Source organism: Pseudooceanicola endophyticus (genome assembly GCF_018760365.1).
Taxonomy (GTDB): Bacteria; Pseudomonadota; Alphaproteobacteria; order Rhodobacterales; family Rhodobacteraceae; genus Pseudooceanicola; species Pseudooceanicola endophyticus.
On sequence record NZ_JAHIAB010000001.1, the window covers coordinates 382,491 to 397,940 of the forward strand.

Consider the following 15,450-nt stretch of genomic DNA (forward strand, 5'->3'; position numbering starts at 1 on the left):
GCGCCTCGGCACAGCCCGCCCACGCTCCGCCTCAGACCGCCTCCGCCTCCAGCGCCGGATAGCGCCAGGCCAGGGTCACGCCCCGCGCCAGGAAGCTGATCACATAGGCGGCCCAAAGCCCGTGATTGCCCATGAGCGGCACCAGCGCGGCGGCGGCCCCCAGGTAGATCAGCACGCTCAGCGCCATCATGTCGCGCATGTCCCGCGCCCGGGTGGCACCGACAAAGACACCGTCCATCATGAAGGCGCCGACGCCCGCCAGAGGCAGGATCACGATCCAGGGCAGGAAATGGCGTGCCGCCGCCCGGACCTCGGGCGCGGTGGTCATCAGGTCGATGATCGCGCCCCCCGCCAGCGCGAAGACCAGCCCCAGCCCCAGCGAGGTGACGACCCCCCAGGTCCCGCTCAGCATCACCGAGCGGCGCAGCCCGGGCCGGTCGCGCCGCCCCATGGCCTGGCCGACCATGGCCTCGGCGGCAAAGGCAAAGCCGTCCAGCGCCGAAGAAATGATCATCATGAACTGCATCAGCACCTGGTTGGCCGCCAGCTGCACGTCACCGAAATGCGCCCCCAGGAACATGAAGGAGACATTGACCACCTGCAGCATCAGAGAGCGCAGCAGGATGTCGCGGTTCACCAGCCCCATGCGCAGCAGCCGCGCCCGGTCGAAGACCACCGGCCAGTGGCGCGCCGCCGGATCCAGGATCACCTCCCGGCACAGCCAGAGTCCGGCCAGCAGCCCGCCCCATTCCGCCAGCAGACTGGCCCAGGCCACGCCCTCCAGCCCCCAGCCCAGTTTCAGCACGAACAGCAGGTCCAGCACCAGGTTCACCGCCGTCATGCCCAGCTGGATCGCCAGCACCGCCAGGGTGCGCTCCTGCGCGATCAGCCAGCCGGTCACCCCGAACAGCGCGATGGCGGCCGGCGCGGAATAGATCCGGATCGACATGTAGGAGCGCGCCAGCCCCTCGACCTCCTCCGAGGCCGGCGACAGGCGGAACGCCCCGGCAAAGAGCAGCCCCTGGCAGGCGATCAGAACCAGCCCGGCGGCCAGGCCGATGACCATGGCACGGGTGAACAGCGCCGCCACCTCGCCGCGATCCCCGGCGCCGGCGGCATGGGCGGTCAGCCCGGTGGTGCCCATCCTGAGGAAGCCGAACAGCCAGTAGAGGCTCGAAAGCACGATGGCCCCGATGCCGACGGCCCCGATCGGCGCCGCCTGGCCCAGCTGTCCCACCACCCCGGTATCCACTGCCCCCAGGATCGGCACGGCGGCATTGGACAGCATCACCGGCAGGGCCATCCGCAGCACCCGGCCATGGGTCAGCGCGCGCACCGGCGCGACCAGGCTCATGCACCGCACTCCGCAGGTTCGGGCATCCGGAAATGTCCCGTCGCCTCGGCAATGGGACGGGCGCGGTTGTCCTGCCAGGCCTCGGCCCGGACCGAGGCATAGCGGCGCCCGGACCGGGTCACACGGGCCCGGGCATAGGCATCGCGCGGCAGGCCGGTGCGCAGGTAATCAACCGTGAAATCAATGGTCTTCGGCATCCTGGGCAGCGCGCCCGCGGCCACCGCAGCCGGGTCCATGCGACCGCTTTCCAGATCCTCCCACAGCACCGACCAGGCCAGGCCGATGACAGCGGTCGCCTCAAGGAAAGCCGCCGTCACGCCGCCGTGGATCGCCGGCAGCGCGGGGTTGCCGATCAGCTTGTCGTCATAGGGCAGGATCGCCGTCAGCTCGTCTCCGCGGCGATCGAAGCGCAGCCCGAGGAACTGGAAATAGGGCACGTGGCCGACCAGCGCCTCCAGCGCCGCATCCCGGCGCTGCTTGACCACCTGGACGGGTTCGGGGGCGGGGCGGCTCATGCTTCGGCCTCCTGTTCGGCGCGCGGCGTGAAGGTGAAGGCGCCCGAGGCCGCGGCCACCGGCGTTTCCTCGTCATCATCCAGCGCCAGCGCCCGCACGAAGGCAACCGAGCGGGTGACGTGATAGCATTCCGCCCGCGCCCGGATCCTCTGCCCCGGGGTGGCGGCGCGCATGTAATCCAGCCTCAGGTCCAGCGTCGCCGTCACGCCGCCCGAGAGCGGATGCCCCACGACCGCCGCCCCGCAGGTGGTGTCCAGCAGGGTGAAGACCGTCCCCCCCGCCATGACCCCGGTCTCGGGATCGCCGACCAGGCGCGGGTCGTAGGGGATCCAGGCCCGGGCGCGTCCTTCGGCGATCTCCTCGACCACCAGCCCGATGGCGCGGGCATGGGGAAGGCGTTCGGTGAAGGCGCGGGCGAAATCCTCTCGGCTGATGTCGGTCATCTGGTCCTCCTCCGGGCCGGGCAACCGCGCGGCGGTTGCCCTCTTCCCCGGGCCGTCCTAGGTTTCGGGGAAGGGTAACAAGGGCTGAGACAGGACATGTCTGAAACGAAGCTCGGCTTCAAGGAAATGTGCGCCCGCTTCGATGTGACACCGCGCACACTGCGGTACTACGAATACATCGAACTGCTGCGTCCCGAGCGCGAGGGCCGCGCGCGCTTTTACGGCCCGCGCGAGATCGCGCGGATGACCCTGATCATGCGTGGGCGCCGCTTCGGGTTTTCCCTGGAAGAGATCCGCCAGTGGCTGGAAATGCGCGATCAGAAGGGCTCTGCCGAACAGATGCGGATCTGGGTGACCATGGCCGACCGCCAACTGGGCGCGCTGGCCGACCAGCGCCGCCAGATCGACGAGGCGATGACCGAACTGAAGGCGCTGCGCGATGTCACCGCCGCAGAGTTGGACCTCGAATGATGCGGGAGCGGGTGTGCAGCGCCGCCCGCCGGGTGCCGCTTTTTTCGGCAGATTCGCGACATTATCCATGCTGCGGCGCGGAATATATCCACAGACCTGACCAGACCGGCAAGTTCAGTTACGGCATTCGGAATTTACCACGCACTCACGTTTTCGTGGGGTCGGCGCCCTGTAAAACAGCCCTCAGGGCCGAAGGATGCCGCCGCTGCGCCCCTCTGGGCGACCGCTGCGAATCACTGCCTGACGCGGCGTCGGAAAAATGCTGCAGCACAGCGTGAAATAGCATGTATCAGAGAAATGAAATTGCGCCCGAATGCAGGATCATCGCATTTATCTTACGTCAACCTGCCCATGACGTGACGTAGCGCTAACGCAAAGCCGCTTCTGCGTTGTATCCGTCTGACGTGGACGTCATTGCACCCGGATCGAAAAGAAAACAATCGATGTGGGTGAGAGTGATGACGGATACTGCAGAAGTGATGACGATCCGCGAGATGTGCGATGCGTTCAATGTGACGCCCCGTACCCTGCGGTTCTATGAAGCGAAAGAACTGCTCTTTCCGATCCGCGAGGGCCAGAAACGGCTCTTTACGCGGCGTGACCGGGCCCGGCTTAAGCTGATCCTGCGCGGCAAGCGCTTTGGGATCAGCCTTGAGGAGATCCGGCAGCTTCTCGACCTCTATGATCTGGGTGACCAGCAGCAGACGCAGCTGACCCGGACCTACGAAGTCGCGCAGCGCCGGCTGGAGGAAATGGAAGCCGAGAAGGCCGATCTCGAGGCAGCAATGTCCGAGCTCAAAGAGCAGATGGAATGGGTGGCCAACGTGCTCGCCTCGACCAACGCGACACGCAGCGCCGCTGAGTGACGCGCCTCGTCCCGGGGCGCCGCATGCGCCTTGGGAGGGGTAGACCATGCCGACATATTCCGGTCCGGTGGACGATCTGCAATTCGTGCTGCACGAGGTGCTGAAGGTCTCCGAGCAGGACATACCCGGCTACGCGGAGCTGGAGCGTGATTTCACCGGCGCAGTATTGGGGGAGGCGGCACGGATCGCCTCGGAGGTACTCGCGCCGCTGAATGCGCCCGGCGACCGCCACGGAGCCCGGTTCGAAAATGGCGTGGTGACCACGCCGCCAGGCTTCAAGGACGCTTTCGAGACATTGAAGAACGGGGGCTGGACGGGCCTCGACTGTGATCCGGCCTATGGCGGACAGGGCATGCCCCATGTGCTGTCGGTGGCCACCGGAGAGATGTTCTCGGCCGCGAACCAGGCCTTCTTCATGTATCCCGGACTGACCCATGGCGCCTATTCGGCGATCCATGCCCATGGCTCCGAGGATCAGAAGGCGCTCTATCTTCCGAAACTCGTGTCCTGCGACTGGACCGGCACGATGAACCTGACAGAGGCCCAGTGCGGCACCGACCTCGGACTGATGCGCACCAGGGCCGAGCCGCAGGAGGATGGCAGCTACCGCATCAGCGGCGAGAAGATCTTCATCTCGGCCGGCGATCACGACCTGGCCGAGAACGTGATCCACCTGGTGCTGGCCCGCATCACGGGCGCGCCCGAGGGGATCAGGGGCGTGTCGCTTTTCATCGTGCCGAAGGTGCTGGTGAACGTGGATGGCAGCCTCGGGGCGCCCAATGCGGTCAGCGTCGGCAAGATCGAGACGAAAATGGGCATCCACGGCAATGCCACCTGCGTGATGCGCTACGAAGGGGCGACGGGCGTCCTGCTGGGCGAGGCGCACAAGGGCATGCGCGCCATGTTCACCATGATGAACGAGGCGCGCCTTGGCGTCGCCATGCAGGGTCTGTCGCAGGCGGTGGCGGCCTATCAGAACGCGGTGGCCTATGCGAAGGACCGCCTGCAGGGCCGCGCCGTCACCGGCGCAGTGAACCCGACGGGGCCCGCCGATCCGATCATCGCCCATCCCGACGTGCGCCGGATGCTGATGGACCAGAAGAGCTTCATCGAGGGCGCCCGGGCCCTGGGCCTCTGGGGCGGTACGCTGATCGATGCCGCCCGCCGCAAGGGCGATGCCGAGGCCGAGGGGCTGATCTCGCTCCTGACGCCGGTGATGAAAGGGCTGATGACCGATCTCGGTTTCGAGGCAACGGTGCAGGCCCAGCAGGTCTTCGGCGGCCATGGCTACATCGAAGATACCGGCATGTCGCAATTCGCCCGCGATGCCCGGATCACGATGATCTACGAAGGCGCCAACGGCGTTCAGGCCCTCGACCTGGTGGGCCGCAAGCTGGCAGCAGAGGGTGGCAGGCCCGCCTTGGCCCTCTTCGCCATGCTGAAGGACTTCTGCCGGGAGGCCGCGGCGCAGGACGCAGCCATCGCCCGCGACTTTGCCGATCCGCTGAAGACGGCCTCGAAACAGCTCCAGCAGGCCGCGATGTTCTTCATGGAGAAGGGGATGACTTCGCCCGACGAAGCACTCTCCGGCTCCTGGGATTTCCTGCATCTCTTCGGGCATGTCTGCCTGGGCTATGTCTGGACACGGATGGCCTGCACGGCGCAGGCGCGCCTGATGGCAGGGACCGAAAACCCGGAATTCTACGAAACCAAACTCGCCACGGGCCGCTACTACATGGCCCGGCGACTGCCGGCGACAGAGATGCACCTCAAGCGGATCCTGTCCGGCGCCAGCCCCGTGATGGCCCTGTCCCCGGATCAGTTCTGACCCGCCGAAAGCAGGGAACGCCCGCATGTTCCGGGCGTTCCGACGCCTCCGGCGGGGATATTTATGGCCAGATGATACAGAGCCGCTGAGCTTTTGACATCATGGGGTATCCCCGTCGAAAGTGGCTCCGCCCTGCCCCGCCTCACCGGATTGGCTACCAGATATATCAGTGGCAGGGCGTCACCTGGCACGTCCATCGGCTTCCCAGCCTGTAACGCCAGATCAGTCTTGCGCAGGGTCCGTTAAAAAGGCGTGACCCGCTCCCTGTCATCTGGCCATAAATATCCCACGGGGGTGCGGGGGTGTGAAACCCCCGCCTTGCAACGCCCCGAAAGGAGACCTGATGACTGCTCACCTCCACTGCTTCGGGGAAAGCGGCAATGCCTACAAGGCCGCCCTCACCCTTCAGCTTGCCGGTTACGACTGGCAGCCCGTCTGGGTCGATTTCTTTCACGGAGCGCAACGCACTCCGGACTTCCTGAAGATCAACGAAATGGGCGAGGCCCCGGTTTTCGTCGAGGGCGATGTGACCCTGACCCAATCCTGCGTGATCCAGCTGCATGTCGCCGAGGCCACCGGAAAGCTGATGGAAGGCGACCGCAACGAGATCCTGCGCTGGATGTTCTGGGATGCCCAGAAGGGCTCCGGGCAGCAGGGGTCGCTGCGCTTCATGAGGAACTTCCTGCCAGAGGAAAAGCGCCCGAAGGAAGCGATTGCATGGCTCTCGGGACGGGTCGGTGCCGCCCTGACCGTGCTCGAGCGGCACCTGGAAAACCGCGACTGGGTGGCGAGTGCCGTCCCCACCCTCGCCGATTGCGCCTGCGCGGGCTACCTCTATTACCCCGAGCCCTTCGGCTACGACGCCACCACCTACCCTGCCATTGCTGCCTGGCTGGGCCGCCTCTCGGCCGTGCCGGGCTGGGCGCATCCCTATGACCTCATGCCCGGCCACCCCTCTGACCGGGGCCTCTGAGCCCGCAACGCAACGTCGTGGTGGAATTCATCCGCCACGGCGTCATGATGACCCAAGGGGAGGAGGAGCCCCCGGGAGCTCTGAACGGAGCGCGAGGAGATCATGACCGAAGCCTATATCTACGACGCCCTGCGCAGCCCGCGCGGGCGCGGACGTCCCGACGGCGCCCTGCACGAAGTCACTGCCGTCGCCCTCGGCAGCCAGATGCTGGACGCCATCCTGGCCCGCAGCGACCTGCCCGGCAACGGGATCGAGGACGTGATCTGGGGAAATGCCACCCAGGCCTTCGAACAGGGCGGCTGCCTGGCGCGGACCACCGTGCTGGCCTCCGATCTGGACGAAAGCGTGCCGGGGCTTTCCATCAACCGTTTCTGCGCCTCGGGCCTGGAGGCGGTGAACCTGGCCGCCAACCAGATTCGCGGCGGCGCCGGAGAGGCCTATATCGCCGGTGGCATCGAATGCATGTCGCGCGTTGCCATGGGCAGCGACGGGGCCGCCGTCGCCGTCGATCCCACCGTCGCCATGGCGCATCACTTCGTGCCCCAGGGCATCAGCGCCGACCTGATCGCGACGAAATTCGGCTTTTCCCGCGCCGATGTGGATGGCTATGCCGTGGCCTCCCAGCAGCGCGCGGCGCAGGCCTGGGCCGAGGGGCGGTTCGACCGCTCCGTCATCCCGGTCACCGACATCAACGGGCTGACGATCCTTGATCATGACGAGGCGATGCGGCCCGGCACCGACATGGCCGCGCTAGGCGCGCTCCGCCCCGCCTTCCAGGACATCGGAGAGGCCATGCCCGGCTTCGACCGGGTCGCGCTGCTGAAATACCCCGGGCTTGAGCGTATCGCGCATGTGCATCACGCCGGCAATTCCTCGGGGATCGTCGACGGGGCGGCGGCAATGCTGATCGGCTCCAAGGCCTTCGGAGAGGCCCATGGGCTGACGCCGCGCGCCCGTATCCGCGCCACCGCCCGCATCGGGTCAGATCCGACGATCATGCTGACCGGTCCGGTGCCCGCCACCGAACGCGTGCTGAAGGCCGCCGGCATGGCGATCGGCGACATCGACCTTTTCGAGGTGAACGAGGCCTTCTCCTCGGTGGTGCTGCGCTTCATGCAGGCCTTCGATGTCGATCATGGGCGGGTCAATGTCTGCGGCGGCGCCATCGCCATGGGCCATCCCCTGGGCGCCTCCGGCGCGATCATCCTGGGCACCCTGCTGGACGAGCTGGAACGTTCCGGCAAGTCCACCGGGCTGGCCACGCTCTGCGTCGCCTCCGGCATGGGGGCCGCCACCATCATCGAACGGCTCTGAGGGAGGCGACCATGACCGATTTCACCATGCTGACCGATGCCGCCGGCGTCGCCACGATCACCTGGGATGTGCCCGGACGGTCCATGAACGTGCTGACGCTGGAGGGGGCGGAACAGCTGCGCCGCCTGTTCGAAACCGCGCTTGAGGACCGCGCCGTGCGCGGCATCGTCATCACCTCCGGCAAGGACAGCTTTGCCGGCGGGATGGACCTTTCGGTGCTGGCAACCATGCAGGCAGAGGGCCCCGAAGCCACTTTCGAGGGGATCATGGCCATGCACCGCCTGCTGCGCCTGATCGAACGCGCGGGGATGGATCCGAAAACCCTGAAGGGCGGCAAGGCCGTGGCCGCCGCCCTGCCCGGCACCGCGCTTGGCATCGGGCTGGAGCTGCCGCTGGCCTGCCACCGCATCTTTGCCGCCGACCGCCCCGATGCCAAGATCGGCCTGCCCGAGATCCAGGTGGGCCTGTTCCCCGGCGCCGGCGGCACGACGCGGCTGGTGCGCAAGCTGGGGGTCATGGGCGCCTCGCCCTTCCTGCTGCAGGGCAAGCTGTCGGATCCGAAGGCGGCGCAGGCCGCCGGGCTGATCGACGCGGTGGTGGCCGATCCGCTGGCCGCCGCCCGCGACTGGGTGCTTCAGGCCGCCGAGGGCGATCTGGTGAAGCCCTGGGATGCGCGCGGCTATAAGGTGCCGGGCGGCGCGCCCTATTCGCCGCAGGGCTTCCCGACCTTCGTCGGCGCCAATGCCATGATCGCGGGCCAGACCTGGGGCGCCTACCCGGCCCCGAAGGCACTGCTTTCGGCGGTCTACGAGGGGCTGATGGTGCCCTTCGACACCGCCCTCAAGATCGAGGCGCGCTGGTTCACCCATGTGCTGATGGACCCGTCCGCCTCGGCGATGATCCGGTCGCTGTTCCTTGACAAGGAGGCGCTTGAGAAGGGCGCGAACCGTCCTGCCCTGCCCGAGGCCCGCGTGCGGCAGCTGGGCGTTCTGGGGGCCGGGATGATGGGCGCCGGGATCGCGCTGGTGGCCGCCCGCGCCGGCATCGCGGTCACGCTGATCGACCAGGACCAGGGGGCTGCCGACAAGGGCAAGGCCTATACGCAGGCGTATCTTGAGAAGGGCGTGAAGCTGGGCAAGACCAGCGAGGCCCAGATGCAGGAGGTTCTGGACCGGATCACCGCGACCACCGACTACGCCGCGCTGTCGCAGGCCGATCTGGTGATCGAGGCGGTCTTCGAGGATCCGAAGGTCAAGGCCGAGGTCACCGCCCGCGCCTGCGCGGTGCTGGGGCCGGAGGCGACCTTCGCCTCCAACACCTCGACCCTGCCGATCAGCGAGCTGGCCCGCGCCAGCACCGATCCCGCGCGCTTCATCGGCATCCACTTCTTTTCCCCGGTCGAGAAGATGGCCCTGGTCGAGATCATCCGCGGGAAGGACACCGGCGATGCGGCGGTGGCCCGGGCGCTGGATTTCGTCCGCCAGATCCGCAAGACGCCCATCGTGGTCAATGACGCGCGCTTCTTCTACGCCAACCGCTGCATCATCCCCTACCTGAACGAGGGGGCGCGGATGGTGACGGAAGGCATCTCTCCGGCCCTGGTGGAACATGCGGCGCGGATGCTGGGCTTCCCGGTGGGGCCGCTGCAACTGATCGACGAGACATCGATCACGCTGGCGCTGAAGATCGCCGGGGCGACGAAGGCCGCGATGGGGGCGGCCTATCCTGCCGATCTGGCCGCCGTCGATGCGCTGATGGAGCGGATGGCCGGCGAAGGCCGACTGGGCCGCAAGGCGGGCGCGGGCTTTTACGATTACGACGCGCGGGGCAAGCGGCAGGGCCTGTGGTCCGGTCTGGTCCCCGAAGGCAAGGGCCGGCCCGATCCCGACCTGCACGAGGTCCAGCACCGGCTGATGTTCGTGCAGGTGCTGGAGGCGGTGCGGGCGCTGGAGGAAGGCGTGCTGCTGGATGTGCGCGAAGGCGATGTGGGCGCCATCCTGGGCTGGGGCTTTGCGCCCTGGTCGGGGGGGCCGTTCTCCTGGCTGGACCTGCTGGGCACCCCCTTCGCCGCCGAAACCTGCGACCGGCTGGAGGCCGCCCATGGCCCCCGCTTCGCCTGCCCCGCCCTGCTGCGCGAAAAGGCGCGGCGCGGCGGACGCTTCCGCACGGCGATGGCAGAGGCGGCGGCCTGAACGGAAATGTGGCGAAAGCCCCCTGGCCCTCAGGCGCCGGGGGGCAGCAGCGTCGGCGCGAAGACCTGCAGCACGGCATCGACCTGCGCCGCGATGCGCGCCTCGGGCACATCGGTGCCGACCTCGGAGGTCAGCGCCTTCCACAGCAGAGGCCCCAGGGCCGCGCTCAGCATCAGGCCGGCGGTTTCCTCGGGGTTGGCGGTGCGGATCGCCCCGGCCTCCCGCAGCTGCGCGAAGCGGCTGTTGAGCGACCCGAACAGGCCGGTCAGGTTGACCTTCAGATATTCCTCGGTAACATCCGAGGCATTCGGCGTCTCCGAGATCACCAGCCGCAGCAGCGCGACCTGGCGTGGTTCCAGCAAGGTTGTCAGCACGTTGACCAGAAGGTTGCGCAATTCCTGGCGGATCGGCGCCTCCGGATCGGGGACCGGCGCACTGGGCGGGCTGTCGGTCTGATGGGCCTTGACCAGCGCATGCAGCAGCTGCTTCTTGTCGCGGAAGAACCGGTACAGCGTCCGTTTCGACATCCCGGCCTGCTGGGCGATTGCCTCTACCGTGGCACCGGCGTAGCCTTCACGCACGAAAACCTCGTAGGCCGCCTCAAGCAAGGCGGCACGCCGCTCGTCCTCGCTGAGGACGGGGGGGCGCCCGGCACGCCGGGGGACCTTTCCTGTCGGTTCCGTGTCGTTTTCCTTCATCATGTCCGGATGTTTCATGCGAGGAATATACCACGCAAGCGTTTTATATTCTTGGGCAGATTTGACTTTAGGACCTGTTTCCGGGACCCTGCCGGCCACCGGTTTTCGCCCGCACCATACGCTATCGTCGGTGGCTCGAAGGCGGATCCATCCCCCTGTCCACGCACCGAAAAGCCCGCCTTTCCGGTCCTCCCGTCCCGGTCCTCCACGGCGGCTGTGCAAAATGACCTTACGGCATCCTTCAGACCGGCGCCCGTGACATCGTGGCACAGCCTGAATGCCAGTGGCGCCCACCCGCTGGGCGCCCCGACCGCGCGCCCCGTGCCTCAGTAGCCGAAACGCGCAATGTCCTCGGCGCAGAGCGCCTCGATCCGGCGGCGCAGCGGCGCGCCCGGCGCCGGCCCCCTCCCCCGCCGGTGCGGTCGCGTTCAGATGCGGCAGCGCCAGCCGGAACCCCAGATGATCCCAGAGCGGCGCGGCCTCCCGGGCGAAATGTTCCAGCCGGATGAACAGCGCGCAGCGCTCGGCCCCGCCCGCATCGGTGACATAGCTGGGATAGGGATGCGCCCTCAGGCTGCGGACGATCAGCGGATGCTCCAGAAAGCCCTCCGGCGGCAGCGCTGCGGCCAGGCGCACCGCCGGGTGATCGAAGCGCTGCCGCCCCAGCCAGCGGTAATAGCTCAGCACCCGTGCCACCGGATCCCGGACCAGGGTGAAGATGAAAAGCCGCTGCGCCTCTCCCGGGGCCAGAACGCCTTCCAGGTCGGACAGCTTGGAATGCTTCCACAACCGCCCGCGCGCCGGCATCCCCGACAGCCGGTGGCGCCGGGCCCGCGCCTTCGGGGTATCGCCCAGCATCAGGTCGTCGCGCATCGCCCGCCCCTCCAGCGCCATCGCCAAAGAGGTGCCGCCGGTCTTGGGGATGTGGATGAACAGGTAGCCCCGACCGCGCGACAGGATCACCGGCCCCGCCCCCCGCGAAAGCGCGCCGCGTCCCGCCCTGCCGCCGCGCCGAAGATTGCGGCGGAGCGGCAAGCCATGTAGGGTCCGCCGGCAACAGGCGGGATCACCGCGAAGAGCAGGCACGCATGACGGCATTGGAAAAGTACCAGCGGCTCGAAGCCGGCGCGTTCTGGCGCGAAGGCCCGGAGGAGGAGCGCCGCGCCGTGGTCGTGTCCATCGGCAAGGCGACTCTGACGATCTCCGACGGCAATGGCCAGCCGCTGACGCATTGGTCCATCGGGGCGCTGACCCGCGCCAATCCCGGTGCCCTGCCCGCGATCTACCACCCAGGCGACCCGAGCGAGACGCTGGAGATCCCGGCCGCGGAAGGCGAGCTGATCGACTGCCTCCAGACCCTGGTCGGCGCGGTCGAGCGCCGCCGCCCCGGGCGCGGGCGGCTGCGGCTGGCGATCACCCTGGCGCTGGTCGCGGGCATCGTGGGTGCGGCCGCCTTCTGGCTGCCCGGCGCGCTGGAATCCCAGGCGCTCAAGGTCCTGCCCCGCTCCAAGCGGGCCGAGATCAGCCGCACGCTGATGAGCGACCTGCGCCCGGTCACCGGCCCGGCCTGCACCGCCCCCGGCGGCGCCGAGGCGCTGGCCCGCCTGGCCAGCCGCCTGGAACCCGCCGCCCAGGTCCCGATGGAGCTGCGGGTGGTGCGCAAGGGCGTGCGCGGCACGCTGGCGCTGCCCGGTGGCGTCATGCTGATCGACAGCGCCATTCTGGAGAATGTTGAGGATCCCGAGGCCGCCGCCGGCATCATCCTGTCGGGGATGCTGCGGGCCCGGGCCCGCGATCCGCTGGCCGAGCTGATGCATGCCTCGGGCACGATCGCGGTGATCCGCCTGCTGACCAGCGGCAGCCTGCCGGCCTCCAGCCTGGATGCCTTTGCCCGTGGCATGACCAACCAGAGCGTGACGCCGCTGTCGGCCAGCCAGCTGCTGCCGGCCTTCGATGCCGCCGGGCTGCAAAGCCGGCCCTTCGCGCGCACCCTGCCCGCCGCCGATCCCCGCATCGAGGCGCTGGTGTCCGGCGATCCCTATCCCGACGGCGCCCCGGACCCGATCATGAGCGACGGTGACTGGCTGCGCCTTCAGCAGATCTGCATCGACTGACCGGCGCGCCGCGCGCCTAGCGCCGGATGAAGGCATCCGCGAAGCCGCGCGCCCGCACCGCCTCCAGCGCCAGCGTCAGCTCCTCCTCCCCTGCGAAGGGGCCGGCCAGCACGACGCGGTAGTTTCGCCCCCCCGAGCGCCACAGCCGCAACACGGCCGGCAGACCGGTGGCCCCCAGATCCTGAACGATCCGGCGGGCGGTGTCATCGCGTTCGTAGGTGCCGATCTGCACGAAACGATCCGCTGTCTCCCGGCGCCGCAGCGGCGGCGGCAGGGGCGCGGGATCGGGCGCGGGCGGCGAAGGCACGGCGCGGGCCTCGGCCTCGGTGACCGCGTCGGGGTCGGGATCCGCTCCGGGAGGGGGCAGGCCCTGCGGCCCGCGATCCGGCAGCGACGGCTCTGCCAGCTGCCGCGGCACCGTCTCGCTCCAGAGGCGGGCCATGGCGCCGCCCTGCCCGGCTTCGGGGCCGCGCGCGGGGTTCAGACGGTCATCCCGGAAGGCGGGTTCGTAGCCTTCGGGCACGGGCAGGCCCAGCAGGCTGCGGTCGCGGCGTCGGATTTCCTCGGACGACAGGCGGCGGGGCGCGGCATCGGGCACCGCCGCAGGTTCGGCGGGACGCGCGGCCACCCGGGCGTTCGGCACGGGCGGTGTCCCCCCCGCCGGCAGGCTGGGCGTCCGGCCGCAAAGCAGCGTGCGGTCGCGGTTGACGCGCGGCACCCAGACGGTGCGGCCATCGACCCCGGCGCGCAGGAAGACGCAGCCGGCGCTGTCGACGTATTCACGGGCCTCATAGCCCACCGGCGGCGCCTCGGCGGGGCCGCGGACCTCGGACAGGGTGCGGGCGGCAGCGGACACGGCCAGGAGGCAGAGCAGCAGCGCCCCGCCGGTCCCGATCCATCCTCCCTGCCATCTCATCGCACACCCTCCGCTGCGGGACCGCCCCCAGCGGGACGGCCCCCTCTTTCTAGCGCGAGAGTCTTACTTGGTCCCGAACATCCGGTCGCCGGCATCGCCCAGCCCCGGAACGATGTAGCCCTGCTCGTTCAGGTGGCTGTCGAGCGAGGCGGTGATGATCGGCACGTCGGGATGGGCTTCCTTCATGCGCGCCACGCCCTCGGGGGCCGCGAGCAGGCACAGGAAGCGGATATTGGTGGCCCCTGCCTGCTTCAGCAGGTCGATCGCCGCGACCGAGCTGTTGCCGGTGGCCAGCATCGGGTCCACGGCGATGACCAGACGGTCGCCAAGGTTGTCCGGCACCTTGAAGTAGTACTGCACCGGCTGCAGCGTCTCTTCATCGCGGTAAAGGCCGACAAAGCCGACACGCGCCGCCGGCACCAGCTCAAGGATGCCGTCCAGCAGCCCGTTGCCCGCCCGCAGGATCGAGATCAGCGCCAGCTTCTTGCCGTCGAGCACGGGCGCTTCCATCTCCATCAGCGGAGTCTGGATGGTCTTGGAGGTCATCTCCATGTTGCGCGTGACCTCGTAGGCCAGCAGCTGGGAGATCTCGCGCAGGAGCTGGCGGAACTTCGCGGTCGAGGCTTCCTGCTCGCGCATCAGGGTCAGCTTGTGCTGCACCAGCGGATGTTTGACGATGGTCAGGTGTTCGGTGTCGCTCATGCCGCGGTCTCCAGTTTCTTGCGCAGATTTTCCTTGGTGGTTGCGTCGCAGAATGCCGCATCAAGCGCAATGGCCGCAATGCTTCCGAAGATTTCCTCGTCCCAGCCGAAGGCGCGGTGCAGATCCTCGTATTCCTTGGACATCGTGGTGTGGAAGAACGGCGGATCGTCGGTCGAGACGGTCACTTTGACGCCACGTTCGCGCAGCATCTCGATCGGGTGGCGGCGCAGGTCGGGGTAAACGCCCAGCTGCACGTTCGAGCCCGGGCAGACCTCAAGCACGATGCCTTCCTCGGCCAGACGGTCCACCAGTTCCAGGTCCTCGATGGCGCGCACGCCGTGGCCGATGCGGGCGACGCGCAGGTCATCCAGCGCCTCGCGCACCGATTGCGGCCCGCCCCATTCGCCGGCATGGGCGGTCAGCTTCAGCCCCGCCTCGCGGGCCATGTCGAAGCTCCAGGCGAAATCCTTGGGCTTGCCCATGTTCTCATCGCCCGCGATGCCGAAACCGACGATCCAGTCCCCGGCGGTCTCGGCGGCGCAGAGGGCGGCCCGTTTGGCCTTCTCGGGGCCGAAGTGGCGGATGCAGGTGATCACGCCGCGCAGGGTAATGCCCCAGTCGCGCTCGGCCTTGTCGGCGGCCTCCTGCATGGCATGCAGGTATTCCCGCCAGGCTCCGACATCGGAGCCGCCGCAGAAATCCGGGCTGAGGAAGGTTTCCGAGTAGATCACCCCGTGGGAGGCGCTCTGTTCCAGCACGGCGGTGGTCAGGCGGGCGAAATCCTCGGGGCTTTTCAACACCTCGGTCGCGGCCTCGTAGACCGAGAGGAAATGCACGAAGTCGTCGTAGACGTAGTTGCCGCGCTCATCGAAGATCCTGTGCAGGTCGATGCGCTTTTCATGGGCCAGCTGGCGGATGAAGGCCGGGGGCGCGGCGCCCTCGTGGTGCAGGTGCAGCTCCAGCTTGGGCAGGGCCGCCAGCTCGCTGCGGCGCTGTTCGTCTTCTCTCATGGCGGCTCCTTCCCGGGGCATCATGGCAGGTGGTGCGCCCTCCTGCCACGAAGC

Annotated in this window: 14 protein-coding genes; 7 read left to right on the top strand and 7 right to left on the bottom strand. The window is 68.4% G+C overall.

Translation table 11 applies throughout. From position 1 onward, the window contains the following. Nucleotides 1-31: 31 nt before the first annotated feature. Genes KM176_RS01865 through KM176_RS01875 form a run of 3 tightly spaced genes read right to left on the bottom strand, consistent with a single transcriptional unit; the run spans nt 32 to nt 2,312 of the window. Nucleotides 32-1,354: an MATE family efflux transporter gene (locus tag KM176_RS01865; RefSeq protein ID WP_160892129.1), complete on the bottom strand. Its 1,323-nt coding sequence runs from the start codon at nt 1,352-1,354 to the stop codon at nt 32-34. After that, nucleotides 1,351-1,869, bottom strand: coding sequence for a PaaI family thioesterase (locus KM176_RS01870; protein ID WP_160892131.1), 519 nt, complete (start codon nt 1,867-1,869; stop codon nt 1,351-1,353). The genes KM176_RS01865 and KM176_RS01870 overlap by 4 nt, the downstream gene beginning before the upstream one ends. After that, nucleotides 1,866-2,312, bottom strand: a complete 447-nt coding sequence (locus KM176_RS01875; RefSeq protein ID WP_160892133.1) for a PaaI family thioesterase — start codon at nt 2,310-2,312, stop codon at nt 1,866-1,868. The genes KM176_RS01870 and KM176_RS01875 overlap by 4 nt, the downstream gene beginning before the upstream one ends. Nucleotides 2,313-2,408: 96 nt before the next feature. On the opposite strand from KM176_RS01875, the gene KM176_RS01880 reads away from it, so the two are divergent. The 6 genes from KM176_RS01880 to KM176_RS01905 all read left to right on the top strand — a co-directional run bounded on the left by KM176_RS01880 (nt 2,409) and on the right by KM176_RS01905 (nt 9,956). Further along, nucleotides 2,409-2,783, top strand: a complete 375-nt coding sequence (locus tag KM176_RS01880) for a MerR family transcriptional regulator (protein WP_160892135.1) — start codon at nt 2,409-2,411, stop codon at nt 2,781-2,783. A 458-nt stretch (nt 2,784-3,241) separates the two neighbouring features. After that, complete coding sequence (locus KM176_RS01885) at nt 3,242-3,649, top strand: MerR family transcriptional regulator (protein ID WP_202397712.1); 408 nt, start codon at nt 3,242-3,244, stop codon at nt 3,647-3,649. A gap of 46 nt (nt 3,650-3,695) precedes the next feature. Beyond that, the gene (locus KM176_RS01890) at nt 3,696-5,477 is read left to right on the top strand and encodes an acyl-CoA dehydrogenase C-terminal domain-containing protein (RefSeq protein ID WP_160892137.1); all 1,782 of its coding nucleotides are present in this window, start codon (nt 3,696-3,698) and stop codon (nt 5,475-5,477) included. A 343-nt stretch (nt 5,478-5,820) separates the two neighbouring features. Further along, the gene (locus KM176_RS01895) at nt 5,821-6,450 is read left to right on the top strand and encodes a glutathione S-transferase family protein (protein WP_160892139.1); all 630 of its coding nucleotides are present in this window, start codon (nt 5,821-5,823) and stop codon (nt 6,448-6,450) included. A 102-nt stretch (nt 6,451-6,552) separates the two neighbouring features. Beyond that, nucleotides 6,553-7,764 carry an acetyl-CoA C-acetyltransferase gene (locus KM176_RS01900; RefSeq protein ID WP_160892141.1) on the top strand — a complete coding sequence of 404 codons (1,212 nt, stop codon included), beginning with the start codon at nt 6,553-6,555 and terminating at the stop codon, nt 7,762-7,764. Between the two features lie 11 nt (nt 7,765-7,775). Next, nucleotides 7,776-9,956, top strand: a complete 2,181-nt coding sequence (locus KM176_RS01905; protein ID WP_160892143.1) for a 3-hydroxyacyl-CoA dehydrogenase NAD-binding domain-containing protein — start codon at nt 7,776-7,778, stop codon at nt 9,954-9,956. A 29-nt stretch (nt 9,957-9,985) separates the two neighbouring features. Here the strand turns inward: KM176_RS01905 and KM176_RS24790 are convergent, their stop codons facing one another. Further along, nucleotides 9,986-11,617 carry a TetR family transcriptional regulator gene (locus KM176_RS24790; protein WP_311136134.1) on the bottom strand — a complete coding sequence of 544 codons (1,632 nt, stop codon included), beginning with the start codon at nt 11,615-11,617 and terminating at the stop codon, nt 9,986-9,988. Nucleotides 11,618-11,742: 125 nt separating this feature from the next. On the opposite strand from KM176_RS24790, the gene KM176_RS01920 reads away from it, so the two are divergent. After that, a complete protein-coding gene (locus KM176_RS01920; protein WP_160892147.1) occupies nt 11,743-12,768 on the top strand; it encodes a hypothetical protein in 1,026 nt (341 codons plus the stop codon). A gap of 16 nt (nt 12,769-12,784) precedes the next feature. Here the strand turns inward: KM176_RS01920 and KM176_RS01925 are convergent, their stop codons facing one another. The 3 genes from KM176_RS01925 to KM176_RS01935 form a co-directional block, all read right to left on the bottom strand. After that, nucleotides 12,785-13,684: an SPOR domain-containing protein gene (locus KM176_RS01925; protein WP_160892149.1), complete on the bottom strand. Its 900-nt coding sequence runs from the start codon at nt 13,682-13,684 to the stop codon at nt 12,785-12,787. A 63-nt stretch (nt 13,685-13,747) separates the two neighbouring features. Then, nucleotides 13,748-14,386 carry a uracil phosphoribosyltransferase gene (gene upp, locus KM176_RS01930; RefSeq protein WP_160892151.1) on the bottom strand — a complete coding sequence of 213 codons (639 nt, stop codon included), beginning with the start codon at nt 14,384-14,386 and terminating at the stop codon, nt 13,748-13,750. Further along, nucleotides 14,383-15,396, bottom strand: coding sequence for an adenosine deaminase (locus KM176_RS01935; RefSeq protein ID WP_160892153.1), 1,014 nt, complete (start codon nt 15,394-15,396; stop codon nt 14,383-14,385). The genes upp and KM176_RS01935 overlap by 4 nt, the downstream gene beginning before the upstream one ends. Between the last annotated feature and the right edge of the window lie 54 nt (nt 15,397-15,450).